Genomic DNA, 16,739 nt, shown 5'->3' on the forward strand with positions numbered 1-16,739 from the left:
CATGCTGATGTCCCATTCCACGATGCCGGACTGGACGACCGTGATCCTGATCGCGCTCGGCTCCGCTTGTGCCTGCGCGGCGATCCTGTGGACGCTGCTCAGGACCGGCCTCGCGTGGCGTCTGGCCACCGACATTCCCAATGACCGCTCGTTGCACACACGGCCCACGCCGCGGGTGGGCGGTTGGGGCATCGTTCCGGTGGCGGTCGTGGCGACGCTTGTCGTCGCGCCACACCTCTGGCTTGCCGCGCTGTGCGCCGCGGTGCTGGCGGCGGTCTCGCAGATCGACGACCGGCGCGGACTGCCCGCGCGGGTCAGGTTTGCGGCGCACCTGGCCGCGGTGGCAATTTTCGTCTGGGCGCACCCCGCGCCGGCGCCGCTCTGGCTGCTGGCGGCCCTGTCGTTTTTACTGCTCTGGCTGGTCAATCTTTACAATTTTATGGACGGCGCGGACGGCCTGGCCGGCGGCATGACGCTGTTCGGCTTCGCGGGCTACGCCGCCGGGGCCGCGCTCACCGCGCATCCGTCGCCGGAACTTACGTGGGCGTCGGCTGCGGTGGCGGGTGCCGCCGCGGGCTTTCTAATCTTCAACTTCCACCCGGCAAAAATCTTCCTCGGCGACGCCGGGTCGATTCCGCTCGGCTTCCTGGCGGGCGCTTTCGGCTATTGGGGCTGGAGCGACGGCGTCTGGCCGATCTGGTTTCCGGCGCTGGTGTTTTCGCCGTTTATCGGCGACGCGTCGGTCACACTGCTGCGGCGGCTCCTGCGCGGCGAGAAAATCTGGCAGGCGCACCGCGAGCACTACTACCAACGCATGGTCCAGTACGGGCTCGGGCATTCGAAGACGGCCATCCTATGGTATGCAGCAATGGCGGCTGGTATAATACTTGCTGTCGTGTCGCTTGGCTGGCCTTCAGCGCTTCAATGGTGTAGCGTGGGTGCATGGGTGATCGTACTGGTATTGATGGGTATCGGAGTCGATTCACGCTGGCGTCGATTCCGGATAGCAGTTTCCGAACAACCTGAGGTGTGACGCCGATGCTTCGACACAAAGCCTCATGGCTATCATTTAGCGCTTTCGCCTTCGACCTTTGCGCAGTCGCGGGCACCTGGCTCGCGGCATATCTGATCCGCTTCAATGGCTACGTTCCGGTCGAGTTCTGGTCCGGCGCCGTCCGAACCCTCATCTGGGTGCTCCCCGTCTACGGTGTGATGTTCCGCATCTTCGGCCTCTATCGGGGCATGTGGGTGTTTGCGAGCCTGCCGGACCTGATGCGCATCGCCAAGGCCGTGCTGGCCGGCGCATTCGTGATGATGATGGTGGCCGTCATGGCCCAGCCGCATCCCATCATTCCGCGCTCCGTACTCGCTGTTTCCCCGCTTCTGTTGTTCCTCGCCATGGGCGGCTCGCGCGCGCTCTATCGCGCCTCCAAGGAGTTCTATCTGTACGGCGGCCTCGTCGGACAAGGCAAGCCGGTGGTGGTGCTCGGCGCGGGCAACGCGGGCGCGAGCCTCGCCCGTGAGCTGTCGCGGTCGAGCGAATGGCGGCTGGTGGGCCTGCTCGACGACGACCCCGCGAAGCAGGGCCGCGAAATTTACGGCTACAAGGTGTGGGGGCCGATCAGCGACCTGCAGCACTGGGCTTCGGACATGAAGGTCGAGCACGCGATCATCGCCATTCCGTCGGCGTCGGTCGATGCGCAGCGTCGCGTGGCAACGCTGTGCGTGCGCGCCGGCGTGCGGGCCATGGTGCTGCCCGCGCTGACCACGCTGACGCAAGGCGAAGCGTTCCTGTCGCGCGTGCGTCAGATCGATCTGGAAGATCTGCTGGGCCGCGAGCCGGTGCGCATCGACATGCCGCACGTCGAAGCGCTGTTGAGCGGCCGCGTGGTGATGGTGACCGGCGCGGGCGGCTCGATCGGCTCGGAGTTGTGCCGCCAGATTCTGCGCTTCGAACCCGCGCAGTTGATCGCCTTCGATCTGTCCGAATACGCGATGTACCGTCTCACGGAAGAACTGCATGACCGCTTTCCGAAGCTCTCCGTGGTGCCGGTGATTGGCGACGCCAAAGATTCCTTGCTGCTCGACCAGGTGCTGTCGCGCTATACGCCGCACATTCTCTTTCACGCCGCGGCCTACAAGCATGTGCCGCTGATGGAGGAGTTGAACGCATGGCAGGCGGTGCGCAACAACGTGCTGGGCACATACCGTGTCGCACGCGCGGCGATTCGTCACGACGTGAAGCATTTCGTACTGATCTCCACCGACAAGGCGGTGAACCCGACCAATGTGATGGGCGCGAGCAAGCGCCTCGCGGAGATGGCTTGTCAGGCGCTGCAGCAGACCAGCACGCGTACGCAGTTCGAAACGGTGCGCTTCGGCAACGTGCTCGGCAGCGCGGGCAGCGTGATTCCCAAGTTTCAACAACAGATCGCGAAGGGTGGGCCGGTCACGGTCACGCATCCGGAGATCACGCGCTTTTTCATGACGATCCCCGAAGCCTCGCAACTCGTGCTGCAAGCGTCGAGCATGGGGCACGGCGGTGAGATCTTCATTCTCGACATGGGCGAGCCGGTCAAGATCGTCGATCTCGCGCGCGACCTGATTCGCCTGTATGGCTTCAGCGAGGAACACATCCGCATTGTGTTCACGGGCCTGCGTCCGGGCGAGAAGCTCTACGAGGAACTGCTGGCCGACGATGAAGCCACCACGCGCACCCCGCATCCGAAGCTGCGCATCGCGCAGGCGCGTGAAGCGCCCGACAATCTCCTCGACGAACTTCTGCCGTGGCTGATGCAGCATCGTGTGCCGAGCGACCAAGAAGTGCGCCGCGATCTGCGGCGCTGGGTGCCGGAGTATCAGCCGGCCGCCGCGCCGGCGTTGCATAGCGTGGCGCCAGCAACACGGGCTTTGTGAATGATAAAGAAAAAAATTGTAGTGTTTGCTGGCACCAGGCCGGAAGCAATCAAGGTTATTTCAGTCGTGCGGGCGTTGCGCGCGGCGCACAAACACTTTGACGTTTGCCTGTGTTCGGTCGGGCAACATCGTGAGATGTTGATGCAGGCCTTCGCAGACTTTGGCGTGACGCCGGACGCGAGCCTCGACGTGATGTCGCAGAATCAGACGCTGGCGGGTTTGAGTGCCAGGCTGTTCACTGCGATCGACGAGTTTCTCGCTACGCAGTCCCCGGATATCGTTCTCGTCCAGGGCGACACGATGACGGTTCAGGTCGCAGCCTTGGCGGCGTTCTACCGGCGCATTCGCGTTGGGCACATCGAGGCTGGACTGCGCAGCCATGACATGGTCGCACCCTTCCCGGAGGAGCTGAATCGACGTGTGGCCTCGCTTGTAAGCGATGTGCACTTTGCGCCCACGGAACTGTCGAAAAGCAATCTGCTCGCCGAGCAGGTGCCCGCGGAGCGTATTTTCGTCACTGGCAATACGGTCGTCGACGCGCTGTACCTGATGCTCGAACGCCTGAAACGGGAACATGTCGCGCTGCCGGGTCGAAGCAGCGCTCGCGGAAGGTCGGCGAATCGTGCTGGTGACCGGGCATCGCCGCGAGAGCTTCGGGCCGGGCTTTGAGAACATCTGCACCGCGCTGCGGAAAATCGCCGAGACGCATCCGGATGCGCGCATCATTTATCCGGTGCACATGAATCCCAAGGTTCGGGAAGTGGTGAACCGCGTGTTGAGCAATCAGGCGAGCATTTATCTGGAAGAGCCGCTGACCTACAAGCCGTTTCTGCGGCTCATGGCGGCAAGTCACATCATCCTGACCGACTCGGGTGGTATTCAGGAAGAAGGGCCGGCGCTGGGCAAACCGGTTCTGGTGATGCGTGACGTGACCGAACGGCCGGAAGGTGTCATGTCGGGCGTCAATAAACTCGTCGGAACGGATGTGAATGCGATCGTCGGCGAGACCACGCGTCTGCTCAATGACAAGGGCGCCTATCAGGCCATGTCGGCGGGAAAAAATCCCTTCGGCGACGGGACGGCGGGCGAACAGATCGTTGTCATCCTGAAGTGCATGTTTGGGCTGGACCGAAACGCGCCAGCGAAAACGCGGCCCGCGGCCGCCATGCCGTCTGGTTAAGCGGCCGAATGGCATTTCCGTTTTTGGCGCAAATCGGTTGCAGACGGGATGTGGCGACGTTAACTTTCATCGCCTCCGCGCCTGCTCGTCCAATCACAGCCGCCGCTTGAATGGGCTCGGCTGGGCGAGCATCTGCCGTACGAATGGATCGAGTATGCAGTGAAGGCCAGTGGCAGTGCCAGTGTGCATCGGCGTCGGCTATCCGCACCGCGGGTTGTACGGCTGGTGATTGCGCTGGCGTTAAACCGGCACCAGTCGATCAATTGGACCTTGCGCTACCCGCAGCCGATGTGTCATCTGTCAATAACAGCGCCGTCGCCCAGGCGCGGCAGCACATCTCCGCGTCCCCCGTGGCGTGGTCGTTTCACGAATCGGCCGCAAACTGGGTTGCGCAAGATAAGGCGAACCACCACTTCAAGCGGTTCGTGCTTGTTTACGCCGACCGAAAATTCAGCCACATGTAGGGATCGGGCCGACTGAAAACTGGGCCGGGCAATCAACCTATCCTGCTAGTTTTTCTGGCAGGGTGTTTGGGGGTGATCCCGATGACGATGATTGGCAAGGTGCGGCGGATGTTCCACCGCCAGACAAGTCGGTACGCGAGATAGCGCGTCTCACAAGCCTGTCGCGCAACACGATTAGTAAATATCTGAACATGGATGTTCAGGAGGAGCCGAAGTATCAGCGGCGCTCGCAGCCGACCCGGTTGACGCCGTTTCATGAGGTGCTGGTGCAGGCGCTCAATGTCGACGCTCGGCGACCGAAGAAGGAGCGGCGCACCGCCTGGATGCTGTTCCGGGAGATCAAGGGCGACGGCTACAACGGCTGTTACTCGCGGGTCACCGATTTCATCCGGGCCTGGCGGCAAAGTGAAGGCAAGGCATCGACTGGCCGACGAAGGACTGGTGCGATACGAGTGGCAGCACTATATCCCGCTGATCCAGCGCAAGCCTGGCGCGCTGCGCAACGGTGCGCCGTTCCAGGATATGCCCGAGCCGCTGCAACGCCTGCGTCGGGCGTTACTACGCGAGCCAGGTGGTGACCGGGTAATGGCGAAGGTTCTGGCACTGGTCCCGGAAAGCGGTCTGGATGCCATCGTGGTTGCAGTCGAACTCGCATTGGAGCAGGCGCCGCCCTCCGGGCGCGTGAGCGTGGAGCATGTGGTGAACGTGTTGTCGCGCATGCGCAGCGTGCAGATGCCGCCGAAGATCGATACTGCGCTGCAACTGACGACACCGCCGTTGGCCGACACATCGCGCTACGACGGGCTGCGCCCGCGCTGCAACAGCCGGAGGCCGGTCATGCGTGATCTGATCGTCGAAACCAAACACTTGCGGCTGCAGGGCATGGCTGCCGGCTGGGCCGAACTGCTCGAACAGGTGAATGTTGAGGCGGCGTCTTCGCAATGGCTGCTCGAACGGCTGTTGCAGGCCGAGGTCGCGGATCGGGCCGTGCGTTCGGTCAGCCACCAGATGAACGCGGCCAAGTTCCCGGTGCATCGCGACATCGCCGGCTTCGACTTCGATGGCTCGCCGGTCGACCGCCAGCTCGTCAAGCAACTGGCCGGCATGACGTTCACCGAAGGCGCGCACAACCTGGTTCTGGTCGGCGGCCCGGGCTCGGGCAAGACGCATCTGGCGACCGCCATCGGCGTGTCCGGCATCATGCACCACGGCAAACGAGTGCGCTTCTACTCCACCGTGGATCTGACCAACGCACTGGAGCAGGAGAAGGCGCAGGGACGCGCCGGGAGGATCGCGGCGAACCTGCTGCGCCTCGACCTGGTCATTCTGGACATTACGTCGTATCGGTTCCGGCCTCGACCACTCCACATAACTTCCTCATAACCGCTTCAACCATTCGATCACGCTGACGCCGACTTTAGCTCCACCTACGGCGGGCGGAGCTAAGGCTTCCGTGAACACCTGAGTGAGCGCTTGACGCTTGAGGTCGAGATCGGCGCGTGCATACTTCATCGTGGTGTTCAGCGTCGCATGTCCGAGCCATTGGCTGATTGTCGCGCAGTCGACGCCAGCCTTCAGTAGGCAAATCGCTGTCGTGTGCCGCTAATATCGTGCAAGATATAAGCGCCACTCGACCGGGACTCATCTGCTGCAATCAGGAGTTGACCTGAGTGTCATCGCACTGTGGCTTGGACACGAAAGCCCGGCCACAACTCACATGTACGTCGAGGCCAATCTCGCGATGAAGGAGCGCGCGCTCAATGCTTTGCAGCCACCTCACAGTAAAAACCCGCGGTATCGACCGCCCGACCGGCTGATGCAGTTCCTTGAAAGCCTGTAATTATGCGCAGAATCCACGCCACGACCTCACTGCATAGCCAATCGCAGCACGGCGATCGGGTGTTCGTGACGTGGAGCTGAACATAATCGCGAGATCGTCATAATTGCCGCCTTTGCCGTGCAGCCGTACTTGATAGGGTGGCTCCGTCCTTACATCGCTCAGCTTGAGATCGAGCACTTCCTGAACACGAGCACCGGTGTTGAGCATCAGCGCGAATAACGCATAGTCGCGTCGGCCTACCTCGGTTGAGCGGTCGATCTGCCGAAGCAGTGTCTCGACTTCCGCCGCCTCGAGATACTCGATCGACGCATTGCGACCTCCCCGTTTGAACGGAAGACCGAGCACGCGCTGCAACTCTGCGAGATGCTCGGGCGACTCGCTCGCGAGGAAGCGCGCAAACGTATGAAGTGCGGCCAGCCGCGCATTGCGCGTGGAGATGCCATTGTGGCGCTCGACCTCGAGGAATGCGAGGAAGCGCGTCACATGTTCGGCGGTGAAGGCTTCGAGGCCAAGGTCTTCGAGGCGCCGATTGCTGTCGTTGGACACGAAACGCAGGAAGAAGACCAATGCGTCCCGGTAACTGCGGATGGTGTGCCGGCTCGAAACGTCGAACGTGCGAGAGAGGTTTCGGGAGGCATCAAGGCTGCTCTTAAGCGTCAGCGGTTCGCGTAGCACGTGTACACGTATAACGCGTTAAAAATCCTGGACGGCCGGACTGGAGATAACCCATTGATCGGAAACGGGAAACGGTGGCGGCCGGCGATCACCAGTTATAGACCAAGGGAATAATGGGTGATTCACGTGTACAACCGGTAACACAGGGCCTTCGGTGGTTTCCTCGGAATGATGCGCGAAATTGATGGCCTTTTCGCATCTAGACCCGTAACGCGTTACACGGCAGCGCTTGGAGAGGCGTAAAGCGCCAACGACGTGTTGCTGAAAAGGCAGTTGAATATCTGTGCCTTTCGCCTCAAAAGCCTGGTTAGAAATTGTTTCAATGGTAGCCATTCATCAAGGGTTGCCATGCGCATTTTCAGGAACAAGCGGCAGGCCGCGCTATCCACGGCCCCGGCATGTATGCCGAGGAAGATCCATCGAAAGTCATTTTCGAGACGAGCACGCGGCTTAAGGTCGAGAGCAATCGCTGGATTTTCATCGCGTTCGCCTCGGCTGCCGTTGCTGCAGGGGGTCTGGACTCGACAGCCGCCGTCGTCGGTTACGCGCGTAGTCGGTGTGTCGGCGGACGCGAGCGGTCATCCCGTAGTCACCGAGCTCATCGCCTACAAGCCAGATTCGCAAGCTGTGCGCACGAGCATGCGCGACATGGCGGTGCGCTGGTTCACAATCGAGCCGGTGCTGATCGACAGCCTGACGACGTCGCGCATGTCGTCAAACATCACTCGAAGGCCCAGATGATTGGGGCTGCAACCGACCAGTTCAAAAGCTGGCTGCGCGATGACGCCCCTTTCCAGCAGATCACCGCAAATCCCAAGCTGATCCGCGAAGTGAATATGCGCAACATCGCGCTGCTTGAAGATTAGACAGTTCTCGTTGAGTTCACAACGACGACCTCGCAGGCGGGCGCGACCGGCAAGCCCGACGTGAAGTCGTATGCGCTGACGCTTCGCTACAGATCGTGGCGCCAATCGCCGACGCGGCACTCACCGCAAATCCTTTCGCCATTACATTCCGTTTTTCCGCCTTGAGCGGACCTGTGGAGGTTGACCAGGATGACCTCCCGATATCACCGTCCGACGCTCGGCGTTCTCGTTCTGCTTGCGGCGACGGCATTGCAAATGACGGCGGCGAATGCCAAAAAACCTGCTGACGCTAACTCGTTCAACGCAGCGATGATTGCGGGAGAACCGCCTCGCACTGATTGGTCCGCGACCCAGTCTGGAGACGACGCGTCCGATGAGTGCAACGTTGCCGCTTGCGCAGATGGCCAAGTCGCTGGTCCCGCAAGGTTGGAGCGGCTCGGCGCAAAAAGACGTCGACCTGACGAATGCGCAGAGCTTTGCAACCCGAGACGGCGAGAACTGGATGCAGTCGCTCGACCGCCTGCTGGGGCAGTGAATCTCTACGCTGACGTCGATTTCACCGCGCACCACGTGACGTTGTGTCGCGCGGCCGCCAAATCGACCGGGGTGAACTATGTGGCAAGCGCCGCGCCTGTGCAGTCTGCGATGGAAACAGCGGCAGCAAGCGTGTTGCCCGCGTCGGGAGTAGTCGTCAGCGCGGGCGACAAAGTGCAGCCGCAGGACGGTGGTCTCGCCGCCAGGTTCGGTGCGCTAGCGATCCGGGACGGCGAAGACACGCACATTCAGATCCGCTTCTCACAAAGGCCTGCAAAAGAGCTCGTCTTTCGGGGCATGGAGGGGTACTCCCTCAAGCCAAACTGGGACGACTCAAGCAATGTCGTGACGATTAACCGGGCGGACCGGTTTGTTGTGTCCAATGGCTCCGACAGCGTTGAAGTGGCGCGCGTTGCCGGCCTCATCTACGGATTTGACGCGAGGAACACCGCAGGCCTTGAAGCCGTGTTCGACAAGGAAGGATCGACGTACTTCAAATTTGCCGACACGGTCGGCAACATGAAGGTCGCCCTCGGGCCGCTGCCTGCGAGGCGACGGTACGTTTTTTCTTCATTGGCATATCCATGACTTTTACCTCTCGTGATATGCCCCGCCAGCAAAATCACGGATAGGTTCCTTTCTGATAATACAGGATGTTCGCCGACGTTTTCACGCTCAGCCTTGTAGTCGCAGGCATTGCATCTCCATGAATTTCTGCTTTCCAACAATGCACCGGTTGCAATCCGCCGCCGTTCTTCCCCAATCCTGCCTCCTTCGCATACGTCATACCGACAATCCGGTTTGGCTTAGGTTTGAGCTCCCGCGCATTGCGGAATAAACGCTCAAATGCTGCCTCGGTGCAAGTTGACCCGGCCAACGTGCAGGCATCCCGATGCCCCTCTCGTCGTGCCATTACCTTGACTTCTACCCGTAACTGGCAAGCTCATGGCATCGATACTGCAGCCAACAAAAGGAGAATATATGGGAAAAGCTAAGGCGTTGTTTTCTCCTGCGCGCGAGAACGCATTCGATATTGCTGTATGCCCCGAGAGACCAACAACGGGTTCTAGGCGGCTGGACGATGATCGCGCCGGATGGATGGCGCAGCGACGTCGGCTATGTTCTCCGTTAGCGAAACGTGTTTCTTCGGTGCTAAGGGCGATGACCGACAGTGCGTTCGTTATACGCCGTGGAGTCCTGTTGGAGCACGCGCCAGGCACGCGCAATCCCGTAACGTGGGTGGATTGCCTTGCTGTCTCCGCGTTCGGAGCGTTTGCCATCAATCGATACGACTGGATGGGCACGGTAAGATGCTCAGCGAATGCGGATGAGCTTCTTTTGCATGAAAAGCTCGGCATTGTTTCCGTCCAGACATCTCCATTGCGCAGGGCAAAGCCCGCGCTGCGACACTTGCGCGTGACACTCGGCGCCTACAATTGCCCTGTTGAATGCGTTGCCGTATTTTCTGCCTTGCATTGTGTGCTCGACCCCGCGTTACCGGAAACTATCCTTCAAGAGGTTGAGTTGCATCATTTTATGCGAACGCGGTTGCAGCGTTTTCGCGAACAGCACTCCCAATATCTTGACACCGACAGAATATCCGCGCATTTGCAATCGTGTTGCGCGGATTGGGGAAAGATCTGAGGCTGCCAGACGTTGCTCAGGGCAATGGGGAGCAAATGTGCTGGACGTGTCCGCCAACGCTGAACGGACGTTGCGGGCACCAACATAAAACCAGCAAATCTTCCGGTCCGGTCGATTTCGCCCGAGTAAAACGCCCGATGATTGTATCGGTCGTTGTACCGAGCATGCCGGAAGCGACAACTGCTATTCCATTGACTGAGGAAAGACCCCTATTTTTCTTAGCTTTCTGCGTGGAGCGTCATGTGCAGGGCGCTAAAGTTCCCTTACACACCGCGTTTTCAACGCATCGACTGGAACGGATCGTACGATTCTTGGAAGACCTTTTCTCTCTTGCCACCAATGTTGGATGTAGACCTCGACTCGGCGACCGACCTATGTTTGTTAGAGGTTGCAACTTTTGGCCGTCGGAAAGTGGCTGCTTCTTATGACGTGGCACTTTATTCTGTTTTTTTAAGCGTCTTAGGCGGTTGGCTTTACGAAAAATCCTACAACCATTTAATAGCGGGGTAGCCATGAAGTTAATAGATGTTGAAGTGTCTTATGACGGTGGGACCATACTTACTGATCGTGTTCTACTAAACACCGAATCAGCGCAGGTTACGTTGCCACCACGCTTGTCATTGCTTTTGGAGGTCCTGGACCAATGCGATCGGCAAAAATTATTCATTGCTGAGTGCGGTGGCGATCGATTTGCGGTGAAGCACGATTCCGGGCGCGGGTATTTCATCGATTTCAACGCCGTTGTTCGTACGAGGGGCTTTAACGTCGCGCGGTTTTTCCGTCAGTCCGCTGGCCAACGAAAACTTAACGGGCGATTTGCATATATGCTTAGCGCCTTGGCTTTAATTGGAGCATGTTTGGAAATTGCAACCGCTCCCACGCTGAGCGTGAAATCTCTTGGCGAACCCATCGCCCTTTGTTTTTTGTCAATAGTACTTCTGGTTGTTGGGCATCGATGCTTTGCTGTTGAAAGCTTGTGAACGTGCGCGCCGCAGTCGGTCGATACCGCAGCGGCGCTGACACGCAGGGGGAAGGCAGCGATGCCAGACTGATCGATGGTCACAGTACCGCGCCTTCCTGGGCGGCATCGTGACCATCCTCCCGCATATTTAGTCCCCGCCGCGGTGTGCCAGAGCCTGGTGTGCACTATTTCAGGAGGTCGCCAATTGCATTGCGGCGAACTGACGTGGCCTCGCATGGGAGAACTGCAATTGCGTATTGAACATGACAGCACGAAGAGAGAGGCATCGTCTCGGACGGTCAATAACTGGGCTAACACTCATTGTCCTCCCGTACAAACCGCTGCCACCTTTTAGTCGACGTGACAGCAACCGGTTGCGTGACAGCCTTCATTCATCAAGTGAAAAATTGCGGTGGTAAAAAGCGGATTCAACGACAAGAAAAGTGCTATCACGATCACCGTTTGGCTTGCGATTTGACATTTCAATGCGCAGCCTTCGATCACGCCGATTTGAGTAGAAAACCTGATCGTGGCTTCGATTGTGCACCTTGTCGAAAGTAGTTCTGAGAGGAGTCTGGGTGTAGAGGTGCTACCGTTGGAGTCCACCTGCATCAGGTTGGTTTTACTCGAGTCGGGCTTCTGGCATAACGGGCTGACGTAGCTAACGTCCGCGTGAAACGCGAACACTTTGTCAATGACAAAAAACCGGCAAATACCAGTTTGATAAAGGAATCCATGCCTGATTCAAGTAAGTGACACGACCGCGAGCTGAGGCCGCTTTGAGCCTGTAGGCAACAAAACTGTGGTGGCGCGGCAGGATCTGGGCTATTGATCGATAAGCCGCGAATAGTTTCCTTCGTCTGCTATAGATGAAGTGATGTCTAGCAAGCTGGGGTCGCTAAGTCCATGTCGTGACTGCGTCGGTTTCGTAGGTCGCATTTTCTGTTCGTCGATGGTGCGCGCAACGATGATAAACGGCGCACCGACAAGAAGTCGCCGCGTTGCGCCGCATTGATCTCTCATCGATTAAAAAATGAAAACAAATATGCATGTTGTATATGATTACCGGTACGTAATTGCGTGCAGCAGTCTGCCGGGCGAATTCAAGCGCGAATTTCGCAAGCTTGTTAGGGGCAAAGTCAACTGGAAGTATGATCGGCGAACTGGCACCAGTTACCCAGTGTCGCCCGAAACACAATGCCGTCGCGTGGCGGAACTTCTGGATGGCTTTGAGGCGTTGCGCGCTGGTGGTTTCGCTCCGCAAACGCCGTGGCACTTTCAGGGTAAGCATTTAAGCTATCTTATTGCTCAGTGGTCGGCGCAGGAACCAGGCTGGTACGACCTAGCCAAACTCGTACATTGGCGACAGTTTCTGCTTTGGATCAAAAAGCGCACACTCCTTGCGCTGCTGAATTCTACTGCGAGAGCAGATGCATCGTGTGACCGCAATGCACCCCGTAAGGTCGCCGTTGTGCAGGCCTGGCGCGGGGCAGCTATCCCCGTGCTCACATATGACAAGGCGCTGTCGGCGTTGACGGAACATCGCGGCAATCTGCGCAAGGCGGCGCGCGTGCTTGGTACGACACCGCGTGCTGTCGCTCAGGCCTTCACCGAAGACCGTCCATCAGAAAAGCAGCTTCCTGCTGGTATTCGGATCTTGAAGTGATCCTTGACTTCACATAGGACTAGATGCGCTGGTTTCACCAAAATTACATCGGAGAAACCACAACGTCTTCGCAACTGCTAGCGTTCGGCGCCTTGTCGCTTTGGGCATACCTAAACCGCAAACGTAAGCGCTACCTTGATCACGAAGCCCCTTGGCTCGGGCGTCTTCACCTCTGCGGCCCAACAGAGAAGGGGAGAGGCTGGCGATCTGCACCGGCACCTCGCTCGCTTTGCGGCTCTAACAGGTTGCGGAAATACCTCGCGCGGAAGTCATCGCGACGGATAGTAAAAGCGTTGATATGAGAAGCTCACCCGACCCCCAAGGAGATCATGCGCGGCGCCGACACGTTCACCGAAAGTCTGTTTTCCGTGCGCAAGCTGGACGATTTCGTTCCGGACTCGCATCCGCTGCGCTCGATTCGCGTCATGGCGAATGAGGCGCTGGCGAAGATGGACCGGTTGTTCGCCGGAATGTATGAGGCTGACATCAAGGGCGGCCGGCCAAGCATCGCGCCAGAGAAACTGCTGCGGGCGATGCTGCTGCAGGTGCTGTACAGCATCAGGTCCGAACGCCAGCTCATGGAGCAAACGCAATACAACCTGCTTTTTCGATGGTTTATCGGCCTGTCGATGGACGATCCAGTCTGGGTGCCGACGGTGTTCACGAAGAACCGCGAACGTTTAATCCGGCACGACGCGGTGGTCGAATTCTTCAACGAAGTGCTGGCCATCGCGCAGAAGAAGAACTGGTTGTCGGGCGAGCACTTCAGCGTGGATGGCACGTTGATCCAGGCGTGGGCGGGGCACAAGAGCTTTGTGCGCAAGGACAGTGACGACAGCGATGACGACGGTGGCAGTGGCGACGGCGGCTTCAGGGGTAGCAGGCGAAGCAACGACACGCACGAATCCAGTACCGATCCCGATGCACGGCTTTACCGCAAGGGCAAGACAGCTAGCGAACTGCGTTACATGGGCCACACGCTGACTGACAACCGTCATGGACTGGTGGTCAACGCCCGCGTGAGTCGTGCTGACGGGCATGCCGAACGTGAAGCGGCCAAGGTCATGATCAACGATGCGCGGCAAACTAGACAGCGTCAAGCAGCGCGGCCGGTCAGCGACAACTATTTTGGCCGGTGCCTCACGGGATGATGTTACTCCCGGGTAGTTGTCACAGTCCGAATGTTTTGCGATGACGGCTGGCGCTGCGTAGCGGCGCCAGCCGTCATCGCGTCGGCATCGCCGAGGATCCGCGTCACCAGTTCTCTGGCACGATTCGATCGCCATACCTTCACGCGGCGCTGCAAGGTGCGCAACTGCGCGCCGGAATACATGGTGGGAGCCATCGAAGTGAGGCGCTCATGGAGCTTTTGCGCGGTAATGCCGGGCTCCGATTCGAGCCACTGCTGTATCTTCGGCCATGTATGCTCAAACGGATCTTCCCGGGTGCGCCAGTCATGTGGGACGCGCGTTTTTCGATGATGCGTCGGTCGGACCTCTCCGGCCTGCCACGCCGTTCCAAGACTCGCCAGGAAATCCGCGAGTGGAACTTGATCAGGTGTTTTTGTCTTCGTCGGCCCCGCCCCGGAAACACTGCATTCAGCGACGCGCTGTTGGGCTTCGCGCATTCGACGTAAGAGATCCAGCGGGTCGAGCGCTCTGAACTGGGCACGCAGTCTGCGTTTGGTTGCCTCCGACACCGAAGCAGAACGCAGCACGCGCTCGAGCGGCGTCAAGGGCGCCTCATAGCGCTTCGTCACCCTCGCGCCGTGACGTGTCTTCGATTTCAGCTTGAATGACGGCTGGAAGAAGTTGATGTACAGCCGCGACACCTCGTAGAGGGAAGCAAGGGTTGCCGTGGCTTCGAGGCCGCGTAGCCTGCCATAGCCAACGAGCCGGCGCACGATGGCACCATTCTTTTGCTCGACCCACGCCTGATCGTTTTTCTTGTAGGCACGTGAGCGCGTCAGTTCGATGCCCGTTGCCTTGCAGAAGTCGAGCATGGCCGCGTTCATGAAGGCAGTATCGTTATCGCAATCCAGACCACGCAGCGGAAACGGTAAGGCACGGCTAACACGCTCGATGTGCTCGAGAACGAACGCCCCACTGCGATACGGCATGGTCAGGCATTCGGTCCAGCCGGTCGCAATATCTGTCATCACGAAGCTGTGCACGAAGTCGCCATCGATCTTGGTGCCACCACAATGCTCGACGAAATCGACCTCGAGGTAGCCGGGCAACGGATCGTTCCAGTCAGAGAACGTGCGGATCGGCACCGCACGGCGAATCGCATTGCCGATTCCGCCGGCGCGCCGGCGCTGGCCGGAGAAGGCCTGTTCGCGCACGTCGCGCAGCAGCCGGTCAATGGTAGCGGCGCTGATCTGCTCGAGCCGTTGGCGCACGTCCTTCGATAGCGACAGGTGACCATGCCGTGTCATCGAGTCGATCAGCGTCGGGATGAGCGCCTTCAGCCGCTTGCCGCAGATCCGGTCGGCAGCCTCCCACAGCGTGATCAGCGCCGCGCGCACTTCGTCGCCATAGCGTCGCTGCGGCCCTGGCTTCGCCCTTTGCGGCTGCGGCTCCCCGCACAGCACCCGGATCGCGTGCTTACGGTGATAGCCCGTCAATTCAATGAATTCGTCCAGGATCTGGCGTTTCTCCGTCCGGTCAGATCGTCGATACCGCTCGCCAACCGCCTCAGTCAATTCCCGTCGTGTTGTCATGCTGAGCCGCCTCGTCATAAGTCGTCCCCGCCAGTATTCTGACGGGTAACAAATTACATGAGGCAACAGGTACCGCCCGGTAGCAAAAATCTTGAGTCAATGCGCCGGCCGAGATAATTGTCGCCGCCCAGCAAACGGCGCGCGATGCGGCTGCGCAAATCACGCTGGGTGCGGACAAGGGTTACGACGCGCAGGAATTCATCGAAGCGTGCCAGCAGATGAAGGTCACGCCGCACGTGGCACAGAACACCTCGGGTCGTCGTTCAGCTGTGGCCGATGCCATCGCGCACAGCGTGGGCTATGCGATATCGCAGCAAAAGCGCAAGCTGATCGAACAAGGTTTCGGGTGGGCGAAGACCGTCGGGCGCATGCGTCAGGTGATGGTGCGTGGGTTGCAGAAAGTCGACCAGATGTTCGTGTTGAACATGGCGGCCTACAACCTCGTGCGCATGCGCTCTCTGGGACAGGTCCGTCCGTAGTAGCCGAAATCGCGGTAACGGAGCGAAAAATGCGCCTCAAGCCGTCGAAAATGGAGTTGAATTGGCGCTGAAATTTCGCAATGCAGAAAATCTGCGGCGGTAACCGCCCAGCGAGATGGACGTTGCTTCTGCCGGGGTGTATTTCCGCAGCCTGCTAAGCCTTCAGTTCTTCCGAGCGTCGAGCTTCATCCACATCGCTCGGGATATAGCGGTTCCAAAACTTTGTGCCAGGGTGGTGTCACGGTGAAATCGGGCATAATATCTGGCACGGGCCATTGTCATGCGGCGAGATTTGACTGGGCCAGCGCAATAGAGAGGAAAATAATGGAATGGGTTGATGCAGAAACGGATCCGCCGAGCATATACAAAGATTACGTTTGCCTGGCGCAAGGAAGAATCACTATGGCGGCATTCCGCGAGTATATCTACGACGTGAAGCGACCGAATTGGAGCGTCGATGGCGTGACGCATTACCTCAAGGACGTACCGCCATTTCCGGAGGGAGCTGGCGAGTAACGCGCAAACCCTGCGTCACGACGCAGCAGAAGATAGGGGCTGACTTGCTGGAATCGTTGAGTTGCAATAGACCACCCTTCTATAAGCAGGCAGGTGTGAAGGCGTTTCCCGAGTCAATTGCACCTGTCGTATTCTCCGGCTCTTGACACCAGGGCACCATTGCCGGCGGGAAATTGAGGTCGCATTTAAGGCAAGCCAGGCGTGAATGTGGCCTCTATCGATATTAGGTGCGTCGCTTGGAGTGCCAGCTACCGTCACATCACGCCAGCTTTGCTA

General features: G+C 59.1%; 14 protein-coding genes and 6 pseudogenes. 17 read left to right on the plus strand and 3 right to left on the minus strand.

Features of this window, described 5'->3' with window-relative positions; translation table 11 throughout:
- Position 1 precedes the first annotated feature (1 nt).
- The 7 genes and pseudogenes from B0G81_RS29065 to B0G81_RS29090 form a co-directional block, all read left to right on the plus strand.
- A complete protein-coding gene (locus tag B0G81_RS29065; protein WP_134140148.1) occupies positions 2-1,033 on the plus strand; it encodes a glycosyltransferase family 4 protein in 1,032 nt (343 codons plus the stop codon).
- A 5-nt stretch (positions 1,034-1,038) separates the two neighbouring features.
- Entirely contained in the window at positions 1,039-2,916 is a 1,878-nt protein-coding gene (locus tag B0G81_RS29070) for a nucleoside-diphosphate sugar epimerase/dehydratase (RefSeq protein WP_134140150.1), read from the plus strand.
- Positions 2,917-3,585, plus strand: a complete 669-nt coding sequence (gene wecB / locus B0G81_RS45430) for a UDP-N-acetylglucosamine 2-epimerase (non-hydrolyzing) (protein WP_279590503.1) — start codon at positions 2,917-2,919, stop codon at positions 3,583-3,585.
- Positions 3,539-4,096 carry a UDP-N-acetylglucosamine 2-epimerase (non-hydrolyzing) gene (gene wecB / locus B0G81_RS45435; RefSeq protein WP_279590504.1) on the plus strand — a complete coding sequence of 186 codons (558 nt, stop codon included), beginning with the start codon at positions 3,539-3,541 and terminating at the stop codon, positions 4,094-4,096. Before wecB (B0G81_RS45430) ends, wecB (B0G81_RS45435) begins: the two co-directional genes overlap by 47 nt.
- Before the next feature lie 159 nt (positions 4,097-4,255).
- Complete coding sequence (locus B0G81_RS29080) at positions 4,256-4,576, plus strand: hypothetical protein (protein WP_243856616.1); 321 nt, start codon at positions 4,256-4,258, stop codon at positions 4,574-4,576.
- 65 nt (positions 4,577-4,641) lie between these two features.
- Positions 4,642-5,370 (plus strand): annotated as a pseudogene (locus B0G81_RS29085) (IS21 family transposase); the annotation flags it as partial.
- A 27-nt stretch (positions 5,371-5,397) separates the two neighbouring features.
- A pseudogene (locus B0G81_RS29090) lies at positions 5,398-5,892 on the plus strand (ATP-binding protein); the annotation flags it as partial.
- Between the two features lie 45 nt (positions 5,893-5,937).
- On the opposite strand, the pseudogene B0G81_RS45630 reads toward B0G81_RS29090, so the two are convergent.
- Positions 5,938-6,150: pseudogene (locus B0G81_RS45630) on the minus strand (integrase); the annotation flags it as partial.
- 34 nt (positions 6,151-6,184) lie between these two features.
- Here B0G81_RS45630 and B0G81_RS29100 point away from each other — a divergent pair.
- A pseudogene (locus tag B0G81_RS29100) lies at positions 6,185-6,400 on the plus strand (tyrosine-type recombinase/integrase); the annotation flags it as partial.
- On the opposite strand, the gene B0G81_RS29105 reads toward B0G81_RS29100, so the two are convergent.
- Positions 6,401-7,075 carry a tyrosine-type recombinase/integrase gene (locus tag B0G81_RS29105; protein ID WP_208328562.1) on the minus strand — a complete coding sequence of 225 codons (675 nt, stop codon included), beginning with the start codon at positions 7,073-7,075 and terminating at the stop codon, positions 6,401-6,403.
- A 398-nt stretch (positions 7,076-7,473) separates the two neighbouring features.
- Here B0G81_RS29105 and B0G81_RS29110 point away from each other — a divergent pair, with 398 nt between their 5' ends.
- The 7 genes and pseudogenes from B0G81_RS29110 to B0G81_RS29140 form a co-directional block, all read left to right on the plus strand.
- Positions 7,474-7,941, plus strand: a complete 468-nt coding sequence (locus B0G81_RS29110; protein WP_243856618.1) for a hypothetical protein — start codon at positions 7,474-7,476, stop codon at positions 7,939-7,941.
- A 373-nt stretch (positions 7,942-8,314) separates the two neighbouring features.
- Positions 8,315-8,476, plus strand: a complete 162-nt coding sequence (locus B0G81_RS44175; protein ID WP_208328563.1) for a hypothetical protein — start codon at positions 8,315-8,317, stop codon at positions 8,474-8,476.
- A complete protein-coding gene (locus B0G81_RS29115) occupies positions 8,473-9,063 on the plus strand; it encodes a hypothetical protein (RefSeq protein ID WP_208328564.1) in 591 nt (196 codons plus the stop codon). Before B0G81_RS44175 ends, B0G81_RS29115 begins: the two co-directional genes overlap by 4 nt.
- A 357-nt stretch (positions 9,064-9,420) precedes the next feature.
- A complete protein-coding gene (locus B0G81_RS29125) occupies positions 9,421-10,119 on the plus strand; it encodes an NERD domain-containing protein (protein WP_243856620.1) in 699 nt (232 codons plus the stop codon).
- 512 nt (positions 10,120-10,631) lie between these two features.
- On the plus strand, positions 10,632-11,099 hold the full coding sequence (locus tag B0G81_RS29130) for a hypothetical protein (protein ID WP_134140154.1): 468 nt from the start codon (positions 10,632-10,634) through the stop codon (positions 11,097-11,099).
- A 1,014-nt stretch (positions 11,100-12,113) separates the two neighbouring features.
- The gene (locus tag B0G81_RS29135) at positions 12,114-12,746 is read left to right on the plus strand and encodes a hypothetical protein (RefSeq protein WP_243856622.1); all 633 of its coding nucleotides are present in this window, start codon (positions 12,114-12,116) and stop codon (positions 12,744-12,746) included.
- A gap of 329 nt (positions 12,747-13,075) precedes the next feature.
- Positions 13,076-13,831 (plus strand): annotated as a pseudogene (locus tag B0G81_RS29140) (IS5 family transposase); the annotation flags it as partial.
- 68 nt (positions 13,832-13,899) lie between these two features.
- Here the strand turns inward: B0G81_RS29140 and B0G81_RS29145 are convergent.
- Positions 13,900-15,486: a DDE-type integrase/transposase/recombinase gene (locus tag B0G81_RS29145; protein WP_134140158.1), complete on the minus strand. Its 1,587-nt coding sequence runs from the start codon at positions 15,484-15,486 to the stop codon at positions 13,900-13,902.
- A 137-nt stretch (positions 15,487-15,623) separates the two neighbouring features.
- Between B0G81_RS29145 and B0G81_RS29150 the strand changes: the two are divergent.
- A pseudogene (locus tag B0G81_RS29150) lies at positions 15,624-15,947 on the plus strand (transposase); the annotation flags it as partial.
- A gap of 324 nt (positions 15,948-16,271) precedes the next feature.
- On the plus strand, positions 16,272-16,463 hold the full coding sequence (locus tag B0G81_RS29155) for a hypothetical protein (RefSeq protein ID WP_134140161.1): 192 nt from the start codon (positions 16,272-16,274) through the stop codon (positions 16,461-16,463).
- The last annotated feature ends 276 nt before the right edge of the window (positions 16,464-16,739 follow it).

The sequence above is a fragment of the Paraburkholderia sp. BL6665CI2N2 genome, assembly GCF_004366535.1.
Lineage (GTDB): Bacteria > Pseudomonadota > Gammaproteobacteria > Burkholderiales > Burkholderiaceae > Paraburkholderia.